General features: G+C 43.1%; 14 protein-coding genes. 13 read left to right on the top strand and 1 reads right to left on the bottom strand.

Annotated elements, in window-relative coordinates; translation table 11 throughout:
* The first annotated feature begins 522 nt into the window (after positions 1-522).
* The 13 genes from LK416_06480 to LK416_06420 all read left to right on the top strand — a co-directional run bounded on the left by LK416_06480 (position 523) and on the right by LK416_06420 (position 15,091).
* Positions 523-2,823 carry an Ig-like domain-containing protein gene (locus LK416_06480; protein UEA75819.1) on the top strand — a complete coding sequence of 767 codons (2,301 nt, stop codon included), beginning with the start codon at positions 523-525 and terminating at the stop codon, positions 2,821-2,823.
* 667 nt (positions 2,824-3,490) lie between these two features.
* Complete coding sequence (locus tag LK416_06475; protein UEA75818.1) at positions 3,491-3,877, top strand: Asp23/Gls24 family envelope stress response protein; 387 nt, start codon at positions 3,491-3,493, stop codon at positions 3,875-3,877.
* Between the two features lie 10 nt (positions 3,878-3,887).
* A complete protein-coding gene (gene nusB, locus LK416_06470; protein ID UEA75817.1) occupies positions 3,888-4,322 on the top strand; it encodes a transcription antitermination factor NusB in 435 nt (144 codons plus the stop codon).
* An 8-nt stretch (positions 4,323-4,330) separates the two neighbouring features.
* On the top strand, positions 4,331-5,536 hold the full coding sequence (xseA, locus tag LK416_06465) for an exodeoxyribonuclease VII large subunit (protein UEA75816.1): 1,206 nt from the start codon (positions 4,331-4,333) through the stop codon (positions 5,534-5,536).
* A 2-nt stretch (positions 5,537-5,538) separates the two neighbouring features.
* Positions 5,539-5,757 carry an exodeoxyribonuclease VII small subunit gene (xseB, locus tag LK416_06460; protein ID UEA75815.1) on the top strand — a complete coding sequence of 73 codons (219 nt, stop codon included), beginning with the start codon at positions 5,539-5,541 and terminating at the stop codon, positions 5,755-5,757.
* Complete coding sequence (locus LK416_06455; protein UEA75814.1) at positions 5,744-6,628, top strand: polyprenyl synthetase family protein; 885 nt, start codon at positions 5,744-5,746, stop codon at positions 6,626-6,628. The genes xseB and LK416_06455 overlap by 14 nt, the downstream gene beginning before the upstream one ends.
* A gap of 14 nt (positions 6,629-6,642) precedes the next feature.
* Complete coding sequence (gene dxs / locus LK416_06450) at positions 6,643-8,505, top strand: 1-deoxy-D-xylulose-5-phosphate synthase (protein ID UEA75813.1); 1,863 nt, start codon at positions 6,643-6,645, stop codon at positions 8,503-8,505.
* 2 nt (positions 8,506-8,507) lie between these two features.
* Entirely contained in the window at positions 8,508-9,302 is a 795-nt protein-coding gene (locus tag LK416_06445; GenBank protein ID UEA75812.1) for a TlyA family RNA methyltransferase, read from the top strand.
* Between the two features lie 16 nt (positions 9,303-9,318).
* The gene (locus tag LK416_06440; protein ID UEA75811.1) at positions 9,319-10,167 is read left to right on the top strand and encodes an NAD(+)/NADH kinase; all 849 of its coding nucleotides are present in this window, start codon (positions 9,319-9,321) and stop codon (positions 10,165-10,167) included.
* Position 10,168: 1 nt separating this feature from the next.
* Complete coding sequence (argR, locus tag LK416_06435) at positions 10,169-10,612, top strand: arginine repressor (GenBank protein ID UEA75810.1); 444 nt, start codon at positions 10,169-10,171, stop codon at positions 10,610-10,612.
* A gap of 38 nt (positions 10,613-10,650) precedes the next feature.
* Complete coding sequence (gene recN, locus LK416_06430; GenBank protein UEA75809.1) at positions 10,651-12,336, top strand: DNA repair protein RecN; 1,686 nt, start codon at positions 10,651-10,653, stop codon at positions 12,334-12,336.
* A gap of 184 nt (positions 12,337-12,520) precedes the next feature.
* On the top strand, positions 12,521-13,609 hold the full coding sequence (locus tag LK416_06425) for a PDZ domain-containing protein (protein UEA75808.1): 1,089 nt from the start codon (positions 12,521-12,523) through the stop codon (positions 13,607-13,609).
* Between the two features lie 105 nt (positions 13,610-13,714).
* On the top strand, positions 13,715-15,091 hold the full coding sequence (locus LK416_06420; protein UEA75807.1) for a sodium-dependent transporter: 1,377 nt from the start codon (positions 13,715-13,717) through the stop codon (positions 15,089-15,091).
* 166 nt (positions 15,092-15,257) lie between these two features.
* On the opposite strand, the gene LK416_06415 is transcribed toward LK416_06420, so the two are convergent.
* On the bottom strand, positions 15,258-16,601 hold the full coding sequence (locus LK416_06415) for an MATE family efflux transporter (GenBank protein UEA75806.1): 1,344 nt from the start codon (positions 16,599-16,601) through the stop codon (positions 15,258-15,260).
* Positions 16,602-16,651: the final 50 nt, after the last annotated feature.

Here is a 16,651-nt window from a genome sequence, read left to right as displayed (position 1 = left end):
AAGCTTAATATTCAGAATTAGCTATTGTACAAAAGTGAATGGATATGCAGGTATGATCTGTCTGGCTGGTGTTTGTATCCTATAACAACATTAGCGAAGCTTCCGTTATGAAGTGCACATTGTCAGCACATACGGGTGCATGTCTGAGCCGCAGGCGAGTTTGCACAGGAGTATGTGCGGATAAGACATGTGCACTTCACAGGAAGAGAAACGCGTTGTTATAGGATACAAACACCAGCCGGCAGCCCATAGCTGCATATCCCTCACAAAACTAACGGCTGATTCTGAATTCTCAACATACAACATACACATGATGTATGCAAATTTCTTGCACGAATTAACAATGTGATATATAATGAATATGCTCTTCGAGTTTTATTCGTATACAAAAGGAGCAGTAAATGAGGGTACATATTCATACATAGAAGAATTGATGATCACGTTTATCATATGATATGAGTGATATTGCATTCTCAGCGGATGAAATTGGGAGAAGAATTCAATAAAGGGAGGCTATTTTTTATGAGAAAACAAGTAAAAATGTCAGTATTAAAACGTATTCTGGCAGTTGTAATTGCAGTAGCGGTAGCTGTTTCCATGCTTACAATTCCGGATGCGGAAGTAAGTGCGGCGACCGGTAAAGTAAAATCTGTAGCAGTTACAAACCTGCCGGCAAAACAGCTGACACTCAAAAAGGGTAAGTCATTTACTCTGAAAACGAAAGTAAGCGTTTCTGGTAAAAAGGTATCAAAAGCAGTTACCTATAAGACCAGTAACAAGAAAGTTGCAACTGTAAATGCAAAGGGTAAGATCACAGCTAAGAAAAACGGAAAAGCAGTGATAACTGTTATTTCTAAGGCAAACAAGAAAAAAACAGTTAAGATCAAGGTGACGGTAGGAACGCCGGTAACAAGCATCAAGTTAAGTAAGACAAAGGCAAGCCTGACAGTAGGCAAGACCTTAAAGCTGAAGGCAACAGTTGCTCCTAAAAAAGCCAGCAGCAAGTCAGTTGTATGGAAGACATCAAACAAGAAAATTGCTACTGTATCAGCAAACGGTGTAGTAAAGGGAATCAAAGCAGGTACAGTAAAGATCACAGCACTTGCAAAGGATGGTTCCGGTAAGAAAAAAGTCTGTAAAGTAACAGTAAAGAAGAAACAGGAAGTACCTGCAGTTATTACAGGACTTACTGCTTTGAACGATCATTCTGTTCAGGTATCTATTTCTCCTGCAAAATCACTTAATGTAAATGATTTCGTATTATATACAAAGGAGTATGCAACAGGTGTATACAGAAAACAGTGTGTGATCGACAGCATATCATCTTCAGATGGTGTAAATTACATTTTAACACTGAATGATGAGACAGGTCTGTACGAGGATCATTATGTAAAGGTTGCAATTCCAAAGTATGGTACGGAGAAGGAAGTTTATTATACAAAGGGCGCATTCCAGTATACAGATGAAAGTATCTACAAGGTGGCTGTAGGTACCAAGATGGATTCCAGTTCAGGTGGATACAGATATGCTCTGGGTGGTTATGGATTTGCAACTGCAACAGTTTCCGGTTTACCGGCCGGTGTAGGATATAAGGTTGTCTATTCAAACAGTTATTCTTATGTTCAGTTCTATGGTTCACCGGTTCAGGCAGGTGTTTATAATGTTACGATCGTAACAGATGATGAATTAGGTAATCGTATGACAGAGACCGTTACATGGCTGGTATATAATGACAGCGGTCTTTATGCTGCCGCAACACCGTCTTATCTGGTGTATGGCTCTGCACAGGGCGTTGATTTCAGTCGGTATGTAACCGCTGCAGGTGGAAGCGGCAGTTATTCTTATGCGTTAACCGGCACAAACTATAATTGTGTGATTGACAGTGACGGAGAATTACATGGAACCCTTCCAATGGCCGGTGATTATGTATTTACTGTTGTTGTAACAGATAAAAATAATCCGGCTCTTCAGACTTCTACACAGGTTGTAGCTCATGTAAAGCAGGGCGTTACAATCGCAGGTATTGTAAAGGATATGAATGGAAATCCAGTTCCATATGCAGATATTTCATTTACAAATCAGAATAAAGCAAGCCGTTATAGTTCAGATATCGGCACATCGGCAAATAGTGAAGGTGCATATTCTATTACATTAGAGCAGGGTACATATGATATTGAAGCTTCTTACAGAGGAACATTGAAGTATCTGTACTCCCAGTCGCTTCAGGCTACCCAGTCAGGTTATGATATCCAGCTTCCGCTTTACAAGGTTATGATTTATTCCAATAATTCAATTGTATCAGATTCTTCATTCGAAACCTGGTATGATGCTACCGGTAAGAGCTGTGGATTCGGAAATACACTTTACCTGAAAAATGGAAATTATGTATTAACAAGCAAGACGAAGAACTCCATATATGACTATACGGCTACAGCATATGTAACAGTTGCAGGAAATAGTACTATGGTAACAGCAAATGTTGTTATTTCCAGTAATATAAGCACAGTCAATACGGGTTCAAATCAGAGCATTACAGTATCTCCGGTCAGTCCTGCGATTCTTAAATTTACACCTACAACAAGCGGATATTATGAATTCTATGTGCCAAGTGTAAGCGGACTGGATAAGAGTATAGATGTATATGAATACTCAGATCCGGATAGTTCGAATGATAGATATGACTGGTTTGATTCAAGTTCCAGTGCGTCAATTACTGCATATATGTATGCGGGTCATACTTACTATTATAAGTTATCAAAAGAAAGTGGAAATGTTGCAAATGTAATATTCAATTTAACTTATGACAGTGACTATGAAGATTAAATGAACAGATGATTTATTTAAAAGTGAAATATTGATATTATTATAAAGCTTTTCAGGCAGGGTGCATAACATCCTGCCTGTTTTGTACAACTAAACAGCAAGAGTGTCTGTTACAAGATGTATTTTATTATGTAAAAATATGTATTATCGTCAGAAATGAAGATATCGCAACGGATATACATTTTAATTATATTATGCCAAAATATAAATAAACATCACCAACAATGCAGATACTATGTTGGAAACTATAAATTAGTATAAAGTCATAAGATAGTTCAAAGAATATGAATAAATTCGGAATTAGCTATTGTACAAAGTGAATGGATATGCAGGTATGATCTGTCTGGCTGGTACTTGTATCCTATAACAACATTAGTGAAGCTTCCGTTATGAAGTGCACATTGTCAGCACATACGGGTGCATGTTTGAGCCGCAGGCGAGTTTGCACAGAAGTATGTGCGGATAAGACATGTGCAGTTCATAGGAAGAGAAGTGTGTTGTTATAGGATACAAGTACCAGCCGACAGCCCATAGCTGCATATCATTCACAAAACCAGCAGCTAATTCTGAATTTTCCCCGTCAATTCCGGGTGTTGAATGTTTTTCATAATTGCGGTATAATATTGAATCAATATGTACAAATACAGGAAGTCTGGAGGTATACAGAATGAGTGAAGAGAATACAAGCACGTATGAAAATATAGAAGAAGAAAATTCCATTGGACATGTACAGATCGCGGGCGAAGTAATCGCGATCATCGCAGGTCTGGCTGCAACTGAGGTAGATGGCGTATCAAGACTTGCCGGCTCATTATCAAATGAACTCGCAAGCCGTTTGGGCAAGAAGAATCCGGCAAAGGGAGTGAAGGTAGAATTGTTGCCGGGTGAAGTGAAAGTAGATCTTGCGATTGACGTATTATATGAGTATAGCATTCCGACTGTGACAACACAGGTTCAGGATAAAGTAAAGCAGGCAATTGAGACAATGACAGGTCTTAATGTAACCAAGGTAAATATACGTGTAGCCGGCGTTCGCATGGCAGACGCAAACTAGAGAGGAACATATGACAAGACGAGAGATAAGAGAAACCGTATTTAAAATTTTATTCAGTCTGGAATTCAATGATGTTTCAGAGATCAGAGAAGAAGCAGAGCTCGAATTGGAGCATGCCAGCCTTTATGATGAAGACGATAACAAGATGGATGCTGTTGCCATGACAGAGGAAGAAAAAGCATATATCATAGATCGTGTAGAGGCAGTTGTTTCCCATATTACTGAGATCGATGAAACCATCAGTGGTATCTCACAGGGATGGAAGCTTGGAAGAATCGGAAAAGCCGAGCTTGCTATCTTAAGACTGGCTGTATATGAGATCAAGTTTGATGAAGATATTCCTGTAAAGGTAGCGATCAATGAAGCAGTAGAGCTTGCAAAGACATACTGCGATGTAGAAGCAAAGAGCTTCATTAATGCACTTCTTGCAAAGCTTGCAGATTAGGTGAGAATATGGCAAAGAAAAGCTATACCGTCGGACAGGTAAATGGATATATCAAGAATCTGATCAGCAGTGATTATCTGCTTGGTGATATTTATGTGAAGGGAGAAGTCTCTAACTGCAAATATCACAGTTCCGGGCATATCTATTTTTCATTGAAGGATGAGACCGGTTCGATCATGGCTGTTATGTTTAAAAGTTATGCATATTCCGGTCTTGATTTCAAACTGGAAAACGGGCAGCAGGTAGTCTGCCACGGAAGTGTGAATATCTACGAACGGGATGGCAGATATCAGTTATATGTAAAAGAGATCAAGCTGGATGGGATTGGAAATCTCTATGAGCGGTATGAACAGTTGAAACAGAAGTTGTATGAACAGGGACTGTTTGAATTCGATATCAAGAAGCCGATACCGGCATATCCGAAGCGGGTAGGCATCGTGACAGCACAGACAGGTGCGGCGATCCAGGATATCAGAAACATCGCAAAGAGAAGAAATCCATATGTCCAGCTTATCCTGTATCCGGTAAAGGTACAGGGAGATGGGGCAGCAGAAGATATCGCGCATGGAATCGAAGTGTTGGATAACATGGGCGTAGATACGATCATTATCGGTCGTGGCGGCGGCTCGATCGAAGACCTCTGGGCGTTTAATGAGGAGGTCGTTGCATGGGCGATCTACCATGCAAAGACGCCGATCATTTCCGGTACAGGTCATGAGATTGATAATACGATCGCAGATTATGCGGCAGATCTTCGCGCACCGACACCATCAGCCGCCTGTGAGCAGGCAATACCGGATGTGATGTCCACGGTTCATCAGGTCATAAATCAGGGCAGACAGATGGATTATCTGATGAAACGGAGACTTGCAGCATATCAGGAGAAGTTACAGGCCGCGGAAAGACATCTTCGTATCCTGAATCCGAAGCAGAGGCTTGCACAGCAGCAGATCTATCTGGATGATCTGTCAGATCGTTTAAACCGTGCTATGAAGAATAAATACGACAGATACGAACATCGGGTGATGCTTCTTGCAGAACGTCTGCATGGTCTGTCTCCATCGGCGAAGCTTATAAATGGATTTGGGTATATCGAAAAGACCGGAACGCCGGTAACGACGATAAAAGAGATAGAAAAAGATGACCGCATTACCATCCGTGTTCATGATGGTCTGATCGAGACAAGAGTAACGGATGTGAAAGAGGAAGATTAGAAATGGCAGAGAAGATGGAAAAGAAGGATTTCTCAATCGAGGAATCCCTGAAGAAAATAGAAGCAATCACGGCTGTCTTAGAGAATCCTGCGACATCGTTAAAGGATAGTCTGGCAGCCTACGCAGAGGGCGTACAGCTTGTTCAGGCATGTAAGGATGATCTGTGTGATGTTGAAAAAGAAATGATCGTATTAAGTGGAGAGAACAGTGGAAAAGAATAAATTAGAACTTCATACAAAGGAAGTACAGAATATTATATACACATATGCACCGGCAGAAGAAGGGTTTCAGAAAACTATATTTACGGCAATGAACTATTCCTTTCAGGCAGGGGGAAAGAGACTACGTCCGTTATTAATGCAGGAAACCTACCGTTTATTTGGCGGAACAGGAAAAGTTGTAGAGCCGTTTATGGCAGCGATCGAGATGATACATACCTATTCCCTGATCCATGATGATCTGCCGGCATTGGATAATGATGAATACCGCAGAGGAAGAAAGACTTCACATGTGGTATTTGGTGAGGCAATGGCGATCCTTGCTGGTGATGCGCTTTTAAATTATGCATTTGAGACAGCCTGTAAGGCATTTGAACTGGAACCGGGGAATCAGACTGTTGCCAGGGCATTCACGATCCTTGCAAAAAAAGCAGGTGTAAACGGAATGATCGGTGGTCAGGTTGTAGATGTAGAGATGACAGGGAAGCAGATGAGTGGTGATCAGCTTCATTTTGTGTATGAGAATAAGACCGGTGCGTTGATCGAAGCATCTATGATGATCGGTGCAGTTCTTGCCGGAGCAACGGAAGATGAATTGAAGCAGGTCGAAATGATCGCATCGGATATCGGACTGGCATTCCAGATCCAGGACGATCTTCTGGACATTCTGGGTGACAGTGCAGTGCTTGGAAAGCCTGTCTGCTCAGATGAAGAAAATGGTAAAGTAACCTATGTCACGATCCACGGACTTGAGGAGTCCAAGAAGGATGTCGCGGAGATATCCAGGCGTGCGGTTACAAGACTGGATCAGCTTCCGTATAAGAATGAATTTCTGGATGAATTGATTCTGGAACTGGTCAACAGAAAGAAATAACAGAGATGAAAGATATGAGTATACTGGATCGAATACAAGAACCAAATGACATAAAGAAAATAGATGAGAAAGATCTGCCGGAGCTGGCACAGGATATCCGGGAGTTTCTGATCGCAAATGTCAGCGAGACGGGTGGGCATCTGGCGTCAAACCTTGGGTGCGTGGAACTTACGATCGCACTTCATCGTGCGATGGATTTCCCGGCTGATAAGTTGGTATGGGATGTAGGACATCAGTCCTATGTGCATAAGATCCTGACCGGACGAAAAGATCAGATGACAACATTACGGAAGTTTGGCGGTTTAAGCGGATTTCCCAAGACCAGTGAGAGTGATTGTGATGCTTTTAATACAGGACACAGTTCGACCGCGATGTCGGCGGCACTTGGTATGGCATGCGCAAGAGGGATCAAAGGAACGAAGGAGAAGATTGCAGCCGTTGTCGGTGACGGTTCCTTCACCGGTGGTATGGTCTATGAAGCGCTAAATAACATGGCAGAGGTCAAGACCGGATGTCTGGTCGTGCTGAATGACAATGAGATGTCGATCGGCCACAATGTAGGAGGAATGTCAAGCTATCTGAGTAAGCTTCGTGTCGGTCAGCCATATAATGATCTGAAAAACGGAATCGAGAAAGCACTGATGCATATACCGGTAGCAGGCGAGAAGCTTGCTAAAGGACTGAAGCGGTCGAAGGATTCTTTGAAGCAGATGTTTGTTCCGGGAATGTTCTTTGAAGAAATGGGTGTTACCTATATCGGTCCGATCGATGGACACAATATAAGATTGATGGAAGAAACCTTTAAACGTGCATTTAAGTTAAATAAACCGATTCTGGTTCATATAAAAACGATCAAGGGAAAAGGGTATAAATTTGCGGAGAAGCATCCATGCTATTTCCATGGAATCGGTTCCTTTGATATTGAAACAGGTAAAGTTAAAAATGTCGAAAAAGGTTTATCCTATACAGGTGTATTTGCAAGAAAGTTAGTAGAGCTCGGAACGGAAAATACCCGGGTCGTTGCAATCACAGCGGCGATGAGCAAGGGAACCGGAGTCGATAAATTTGCAGAGAAATTCCCGGATCGAACCTTTGATGTGGGAATCGCAGAAGAACATGCGGTCACATTTGCGGCAGGACTTGCTGTGGAAGGTATGATCCCTGTGGTAGCAGTGTATTCTTCCTTCTTACAGCGGGCTTATGATCAGATCCTGCACGATGTCTGTATGCAGAACCTGCATGTGATATTTGCAATCGACCGGTCAGGACTGGTCGGGGCAGATGGTGAGACACATCAGGGAATCTTTGATACGGCATTTTTATCGCATATTCCGAATCTGGTCATTATGGCTCCGAAGAACCGCTATGAGCTCACTAGAGCGATGGAATGGGCAGTAGCCTATGACGGACCGGTAGCGATCAAATACGCCAGAGGACAGGCATATTACGGCTTAAAAGATTATAATGAGCCGGTCGAATACGGAAAGAGTGAGATCCTTCGTGAGGGAAGTGAGATCGCGTTAGTAGCGGTTGGAAATATGGTGGAAGAAACCGAGAAATTATATAATCGGTTCTTACAGGAAGGCAGACAGGTGACCTTTGTCAATGCAAGGTTTATCAAGCCGTTAGACAAAGCAATGATCGATCATTTGGCAGAGTCACATAAGCTGATCGTGACGATCGAGGAAGGTATCCTGCATGGCGGTTATGGTGCTCTGGTTGAGGAATATCTGGAATCAAAGGCAAGTGATGTGAAGGTTCTTCCGATCGCAATTGAAGATACCTTTGTCCGTCACGGAAGCATAGAAGAACTGAGAAAGATGCTAAAGATAGATGCTGAATCCATATATGACCGGATTCAGGATATGATGGAGTAGAGATGAAAGAACGACTGGATGTAATGATGGTAAATCGTGGGCTTGCAGAGTCCAGAGAAAAAGCAAAGGCGATCATCATGTCGGGCATTGTCTATGTGGATAACATAAAGGAAGACAAGGCCGGATCGACATTTGATGAGAAAGCACAGATAGAAGTAAGAGGAAATACATTAAAATATGTGAGCCGCGGTGGTTTAAAGCTTGAAAAGGCAATGGACTGCTTCGGAGTAAGTCTTGCGGGAAAAGTGGCAATGGATGTCGGGTCTTCAACCGGTGGATTTACAGATTGTATGCTGCAAAATGGTGCGGTCAAGGTGTATTCGGTGGATGTCGGACACGGACAGCTTGCATGGAAGCTTCGAAACGATGAGCGGGTTGTCTGTATGGAGAAAACAAATATCCGTTATGTGACACCGGATGATATCGAAGACAGGATTGAATTTGCATCGATCGACGTATCCTTTATCTCCTTGACAAAGGTACTTCCTCCGGTAAAAGAGCTGTTGACAGATGACGGAGAGATCGTGTGTCTGATCAAGCCGCAGTTTGAAGCCGGCAGAGAAAAGGTCGGTAAAAAAGGCGTTGTCAGAGATCAGAAGGTGCATGTGGAAGTGGTTGAAATGATCGTTGATTTTGCACGACAGATAGGATTTAAAACACTTGACTTAAGCTATTCACCGATCAAGGGACCGGAAGGAAATATCGAGTATCTTTTGTACATAACAAAGGATCAGACAAAGGAAAATAAAGAATTTGATATAAAGGCTATGGTGGAAGAGTCACACAGAAGCCTGTAAGAGGAGTATAAATCCGATGAATCGTTTTATGATCGTGGTGAATCCCGATAAGGACACCGATTCGACAGTTACAAACAGAATACAGAGTTACCTGGAAGCACATGGAGCAGTCTGTATGGTGCGGGATGTATTCCGGCTTGAGCCTTCGGATTGGGAGACTTTAAAGAAAGAGCAGTTTGACTGTGTACTGGTTCTCGGTGGTGATGGAACACTGTTATGCATGGCAGGTGAGACGGAAGATATTGATATACCGTTATTTGGAATTAATCTGGGTACGGTAGGCTTCCTGACAGAAGGGGAAGTTGCTAATATCGAAGAGATACTGGATCGGCTGCTGACAGATGATTTTACGATCGAAGAACGAATGATGGTCACAGGTACGGTGACAAAAGCGGATGGCACAACGTATCGCAAGAGTGCTTTAAATGATATCGTGATCAGCCGGGCAGGATTTTCCAGACTGATCGGACTTAATGTGTCTGTTGATGGACAGGTGCTTGATACATATGAGGCAGATGGTGTTGTGATATCGACACCGACAGGCTCTACCGGCTATAATCTGTCGGCAGGAGGACCGATCGTCAGCCCGGATGCAGAGTTATTAGTGATCACGCCGGTATCACCGCATTCGCTGACTGCAAAGAGTATCGTATTATCCGGCAAAGAGAGGATCACGATAGAGATCACTAAGAAGCGTAAGACGCAGGATACAGAGGCAATCTGTTCCTTTGATGGCGGTAACGATGTGGATTTATCCGTTGGCGACCGGGTGGATATCCGCAAGTCTGAGAAGATAACCAGGCTGATCAAGGCAAGTAATGTGAACTTTTATGAAATACTTAGAAATAAATTAGGAGGAAACTGAGATGAAATATCAAAGACAGGCAAAGATACTGGAGCTTGTTGAAAAATATGATATTGAAACACAGGATGATCTTCTGGAGAAACTGAAGGAAGAGGGATTTCAGGCAACACAGGCAACCGTTTCCAGAGATATTCGGGAAATGAATCTGACAAAGGTATCCGTACCGGGAGCCAGACAGAAATATGCCGTAGAGAAGAACAATCGTTATGAGACACTGGATTCCTATAAGAAGGTTCTGAGCACAGGAATTATTTCTGTAGATGCGGCAGAGAACCTGATCGTGATCAAGACAATCTCCGGTGTTGCCATGGCTGTAGCGGCAGCGCTGGATCATATGGATATTGATGGGCTGATGGGCTGTATCGCGGGAGATGATACGATCTTCCTTGCTGTGAAGGATAAGAGCCTGACGATGTCGATCAAGGCGCAGATTGAAAAGATGTAAATTCTGTTATTTTGTGCATGGAATATACAGGAGGACATATGCTTTTAAATGTACACATAAAAAATATCGCATTGATTGAAGATGCAAATATCAATTTTACAGATGGACTGAATATCTTAACCGGTGAGACCGGTGCAGGTAAGTCTATTATCATGGGAGCTTTAAAGATTGGTATGGGAGGCAAGCTCCCAAAAGATATGCTGAGAGATCCGGAAAAAGAAGGCTTCTGTCAGTTATTATTTTTTATTGATGATGAATCATTGTTTGAGCAGCTGCAGGAGCTTGACGTTACACCATCAGAGGATGGAGAGATCATCATAACCAGACGAATAGTAAATGGCAGAACCATGAATACTATTAATGACCGGACAGTAACAGCAGCAAAGTTAAAAGATGTTTCGGCACTTCTTGTGGATATGCATGCACAGCATGAGCAGCAGATCCTGTTGAAGAAGGCAGAGCATTTGAATATTCTGGATAAATTTGCAAAAAGACCGCTTGCATCATTAAAACAGAAATATGAAGACTGCTATAAAACATTTGAAGATCTTCGAAAAGAACTGGAAGAAGGACAGATGGATGAGGGCGAGCGGAAACGGAAGCTGGAATATATCCAGTTTGAAGCAGGAGAGATTGAAGGTGCCAGGCTGGTTCCGGGAGAAGATGAAAAACTGGAAAAACAGTATCGTAAGATGGTGAATGCCAAGGATATCGTGGAAGCAGTTTCTGAGGTTTATTCGATCACAGGGTATAATCGGAACGCATCTGCCGGAAATGAGATTGGACGTGCGCTTGCAAGCTTAAAAGCGGTAAAAGGTCTGGACGAGGAGATGGAGAGCATCTTCAGTGAGCTTACCAATATTGATTCGTTGTTAAATGATTTTAACGTATCGGTCAGTGATTATATGCAGAGTATGGAATTTGATGAGTCTGAATTCCATGAGGTTGAAGACCGGTTGAATACCATTAATAATTTAAAAGGAAAATACGGCAGAACGACAGACGATGTGCTTGCCTATCTGGAGCAGTTGAAGCAGGATGAAGCAAAGCTTGTGCAGTATGAGGAATATGCAGAAGAATTGCAGCAGAAAGTAGAAACAGCAAAAAAAGAACTGGATCAGGCAGCGGAAGCTTTAAGTGCAGAACGAAAGATTCAGGCAAAAGAATTATGTAAGCGGGTATCAGAGGCGCTGGAGGATCTGAGCTTTAATCAGATCCGGTTCGATATGCATTTTGACCGTCTGGCGCATCCGGGCATCTCCGGTATCGATGATTGTTACTTTGTTGTATCGACAAATGTCGGAGAAAAGGAACGTCCGCTTTATGAGGTTGCATCCGGCGGTGAGCTTTCGAGGATCATGCTTGCGATCAAATCCTGCATGGCATCGGAAGATAACATTGATACTCTGATATTTGATGAGATTGATGTTGGTATCAGCGGCAGAGCAGCATCAAGTGTGGCAGCAAAGCTTGCGGTTATATCAAAAGCGCATCAGGTGATCAGTATTACGCATCTGCCACAGATCGCGGCAATGGCGGACAGCCATTACAGAATTGAAAAAGTGGTAAAGGATGGCAAGACGATCACGCAGATCTCCAAGTTAGACCGGGAAGAATCTGTGCTTGAGATTGCCAGACTGCTTGGCGGTGCAGAGATCACAAATGCCGCGGTTGAAAATGCCAGGGATATGAAAGAACTGGCAGACAAAGCAAAAATACACTAATTAAAAACAGAACAAAAAAACCAATACTAAGAGTAGCAATAAAACAATTGCTGCTCTTTTTTTACGCGGACAACGAGCCAAAGTCTGTGCTTGCACAAGACCTTGGCGACTGTCGCGATAACCATAAGAAACCGGAGGCATGTTTCTTATGGTCTATGCAGCATTTACAGAAAGGAGTATTGGGATGGAAGAAGGAACAAAGACGTCGAACCGTTACCGTTCGCTGCTGGTCGGATTTTTGATCTTGGATCTGATCGCATTTACACTGTTGGCAATCGCTTATTTCTGGAATGGAGATATCGGAGATCAGGAGATCAAGTATGAAGATGCGGAGCTTGTATTCGATGATCTGTCCGGACAGAAAGTAATACCGTCCGGCGAGCCGGTCGGGATCTATCTGAAAACAGATGGCGTTATGGTCGTAGATTGTGGCGAGGTGGAAACTGCACAGGGAGAGATTTGCTCTCCCTGTAACAGCCTGCTTCAGACAGGAGATTATATCACAGCTGTAAATGAAACAGCCATATCAACAAAAAAGGAACTGATGCAGGCTTTATCCGGGAATAATACCGGAACTGTGAGACTTACATTTGTGCGGGACGGAAAGTCACAGGTAGCAGAGGTTACACCTGTGAAAACAAATAAGAATGCTTATATGTTAGGACTGTGGGTGAAGGATGACATATCGGGTATCGGAACAGTGACCTTCCTATGTGGCAATCAGTTTATGGCACTTGGACACAGCGTATCGGATAATGATACCGGGCTTAAGATCAGCAGCACCGGTGGGGGTATCTATACTACACATATAACGAAGATCAACCGATCTTTTGTGTCGATGCCGGGGCAGCTTCAGGGAACGATCCTTTACAAGAAGGATCTGATCGGAATTGTAGAAGGTAATTATGATAACGGAATCGGCGGATATCTCGATGAAGAATATGTGGCGAAGCATTACAAAGCTGCAGAAGCCATGTATATCGCAGATCCTGGTGAAGTTCAGACCGGAGAGGCATATATTTATTCCAGATTGGATGGGAATCTGAAAAAATACAAGATCAACATTCTGGCGGTTCATACCGATACTGCCAATAAAAATATGGAATTTAAGGTAGAGGACGAGGATCTGATCGCACTTACCGGCGGCGTCTGTCAGGGCATGAGCGGAAGCCCAATCGTACAGAATGGCAAGCTGATCGGTGCGGTCACACATGTGCTTGTGGATGATCCGACGGAAGGGTATGCTGTATTTATTGAAAATATGATAAAGTAGTGACTTAATTGATCATTCATGTTAGAATCGAAGCTGTACACTGTAAAAAGAAAAAAGAGAAGGGATATTTTGCTTCAGGGTACATGGAGCAGAAGTTAGAGTACGATGGATATACAAAACAATAACAACAGAAGTTCATTTTCGGGGAAGATAGGATATGTGCTGTCGGCGGCAGGAGCGTCGGTCGGTCTTGGAAATATATGGCGGTTTCCGTATCTGGCAGCAAAGTACGGAGGAGGAATCTTTCTTCTGATCTATATTCTGCTGGCACTTACATTTGGATATACGATGATCGTTGCTGAGTCTGCGATCGGTCGTATGACAAGAAAGAGTCCGGTCGGAGCGTTTCGGTCATTTGGTAAGAAGAAATGGTTGTCCTTTGGCGGCTGGATCAATGCGATCATACCGGTGCTGATCGTACCGTATTATTCGGTGATCGGTGGCTGGGTTATCAAATATCTGGTGGAATATGTCAAAGGAAATGGAAAGAATCTGGCAAAGGATGGATATTTTACAGACTTTATCTCGAATGGCATTTCGACAGAGCTTTGTTTCATCGTATTCTGTCTGTTTACGCTTGGGATCATCTTTGCAGGTGTTCAGAATGGTATTGAACGTGTATCAAAGATCATGATGCCGGTACTGATCGTATTATCGATCCTTATTGCTGTATATTCAGTGACAAGACCGGGGGCATTAAAGGGCGTGAAGTATTTTCTTGTTCCGAATTTTGATAATTTCTCATGGATGACTGTGGTAGCGGCGATGGGGCAGATGTTTTATTCCCTGTCGATCGCAATGGGTATTCTGATCACATTTGGTTCTTATATGAAAAAGGATACGGCGATCGAGGATGCTACAAGGAATGTTGAGGTGTTTGATACGGCGATTGCGATCATGGCAGGACTTATGATCATTCCTGCGGTATTCGCATTTTCAGGCGGTAATCCTGACACTTTACAGGCAGGTCCTTCATTGATGTTTATAACGATCCCTAAGGTATTTCAGAATATGGGACTTGGAACAATAGTCGGTATTCTGTTCTTCCTGTTGGTTTTATTTGCAGCAGTAACCAGCTCAATCGCACTGACTGAGAGTGCAGTATCCACATTTGAGGATGAGATCGGTTGGAGCAGAAAGAAAGCAACTGTTTTCGTAGGTGTGATCATGCTGATCCTTGGAAGTCTGTCATCACTTGGATATGGACCGCTCGCCTGTGTAAAGATTATCGGTATGCAGTTCTTAGACCTGTTTGATTTCCTGACGAATTCGGTTATGATGCCGATCGCAGCACTTATGACCTGCTTACTGGTTTCAAGAGTTGTTGGAATCGATAAGATAGAAGAAGAGATTCGTCATGGCGAGGGCGCATTCCGCAGAAAGAAGATCTTTGTTGTGATGATCAAATACATATGTCCGGTCTTCGCCCTGATCATTCTTGCAAGTTCGGTTGCAAATGCACTTGGCTGGATCTCGATGTAGCTTCAATCTCCTTATGTTAGAAATGGATGTGCTGTTTATGGCATTTATTTCCGGCAGAAGGAGATTTTTGCTTTATATGTTTATGGTGGAAACTGGTTTGCCGATATCAGTCGAAGAAGGGCTGACCTTGACCGGATTGAAGCCCTTGGAAGAAGTCATAACATTATTATGCTTCAAATGCATTTTTAAAATCCCGTTTCTGTTCACCGCGGTAAAAGAGGACGGAGACTGCAGTTCCGCAGCACCAGCCGACCGGCCAGGAGCACCAGATACCGACAGAACCGAACATCTTTGAAAAGATGATGGATAAGATTACTCGAAGAATCAGATCGGTAAAGGTGGAGATCATGAATTTGTTCATGATACCTGCGCCACGCAGGATTCCGTCTGCCATTAATTTGATGGAAACGATGAAATAAAATGGTGCAAGGATACACAGGAAAACGATACCTGTCTTGATCGCAGTTGCAGTCGGATTGTCAAGAAAGAGCAGTAACAGCCATCTTCCGCAGGTGAAGTACAACAGCGCAAACGGAATACATAACAGCCAGACCAGTTTTAAGGAAGCTTTGAAACCGGAACGGATACGGTCAATTTTACCCGCACCGATATTCTGGGCGGTATAGTTTGATATACCGTTTCCCAGTGTGGTAAGAGAGGTAATGACCAGATTGTTCAGCTTGACAGCCGCAGAATATCCGGCGATAACGCTGGTTCCGAAGTCGTTGATAACGCTCTGGATGATAATATTTCCGATGGATATAAAGCTCTGCTGTAAGGTGCTTGGGATAGCAACGACCAAGATTTGTTTTAAGATGCTGCCATCAAAGAACCGGAAACGGCCATCTGTCTTGATACAGGTAAGACGGCGTATCACAACAGCGACAGCCAGAATAGCACTGACACCCTGACAGAGGAAGGTCGCCCAGGCAACACCTGAGATTCCCATCTGAAAGGATTTTACAAATAAGATATCGACAAATATATTGGAAACGGATGATATTGCAAGGAAGATGAACGGAGTTCTGGAATCACCGAGAGCGGAGAAGATTCCGGTTGCAATGTTGTAAAAGAACATAAATGGAAGACCATAGATATAGATGTTCAGATACAGCAGGGAAGCATCCATGATATCGCCCGGAGTGTGGATCAGAGCAAGCAGCTCCCGGCTGGTGAGCAGACCGGCGATCACCATAACAGCCAGTAAAACAGCCGTAAAGATAAAGGTGGTCGATACAGCCGTCTTCATATTCCGATATTCTTTTGCTCCAAATAATCTGGATACGATAACCGAGCATCCCATATTGCATCCAAATGCAAATGCGATAAAGATCAATGTGATCTCGTAACTGTTGCCAACAGCGGCAAGAGCACTTTCATTGATAAATTTTCCGGCAACCAGACTGTCGGCAATGTTATAGAGCTGCTGGAAGATCACACTTCCAAAGAGTGGCAGACAGAAACGCCACAGCACAGATTCCGGTTTCCCTACGGTCAGATCCTTGTTCATTTTTATTCGTCCTCATTTCTTTTTTTATGACATGATGAATTATAGAACGA

Source organism: Lachnospiraceae bacterium GAM79, assembly GCA_020735665.1.
In the GTDB taxonomy this organism is placed as follows: Bacteria; Bacillota; Clostridia; order Lachnospirales; family Lachnospiraceae; genus Coprococcus.
This window is presented reverse-complemented; position numbering and strand designations above follow the sequence as displayed.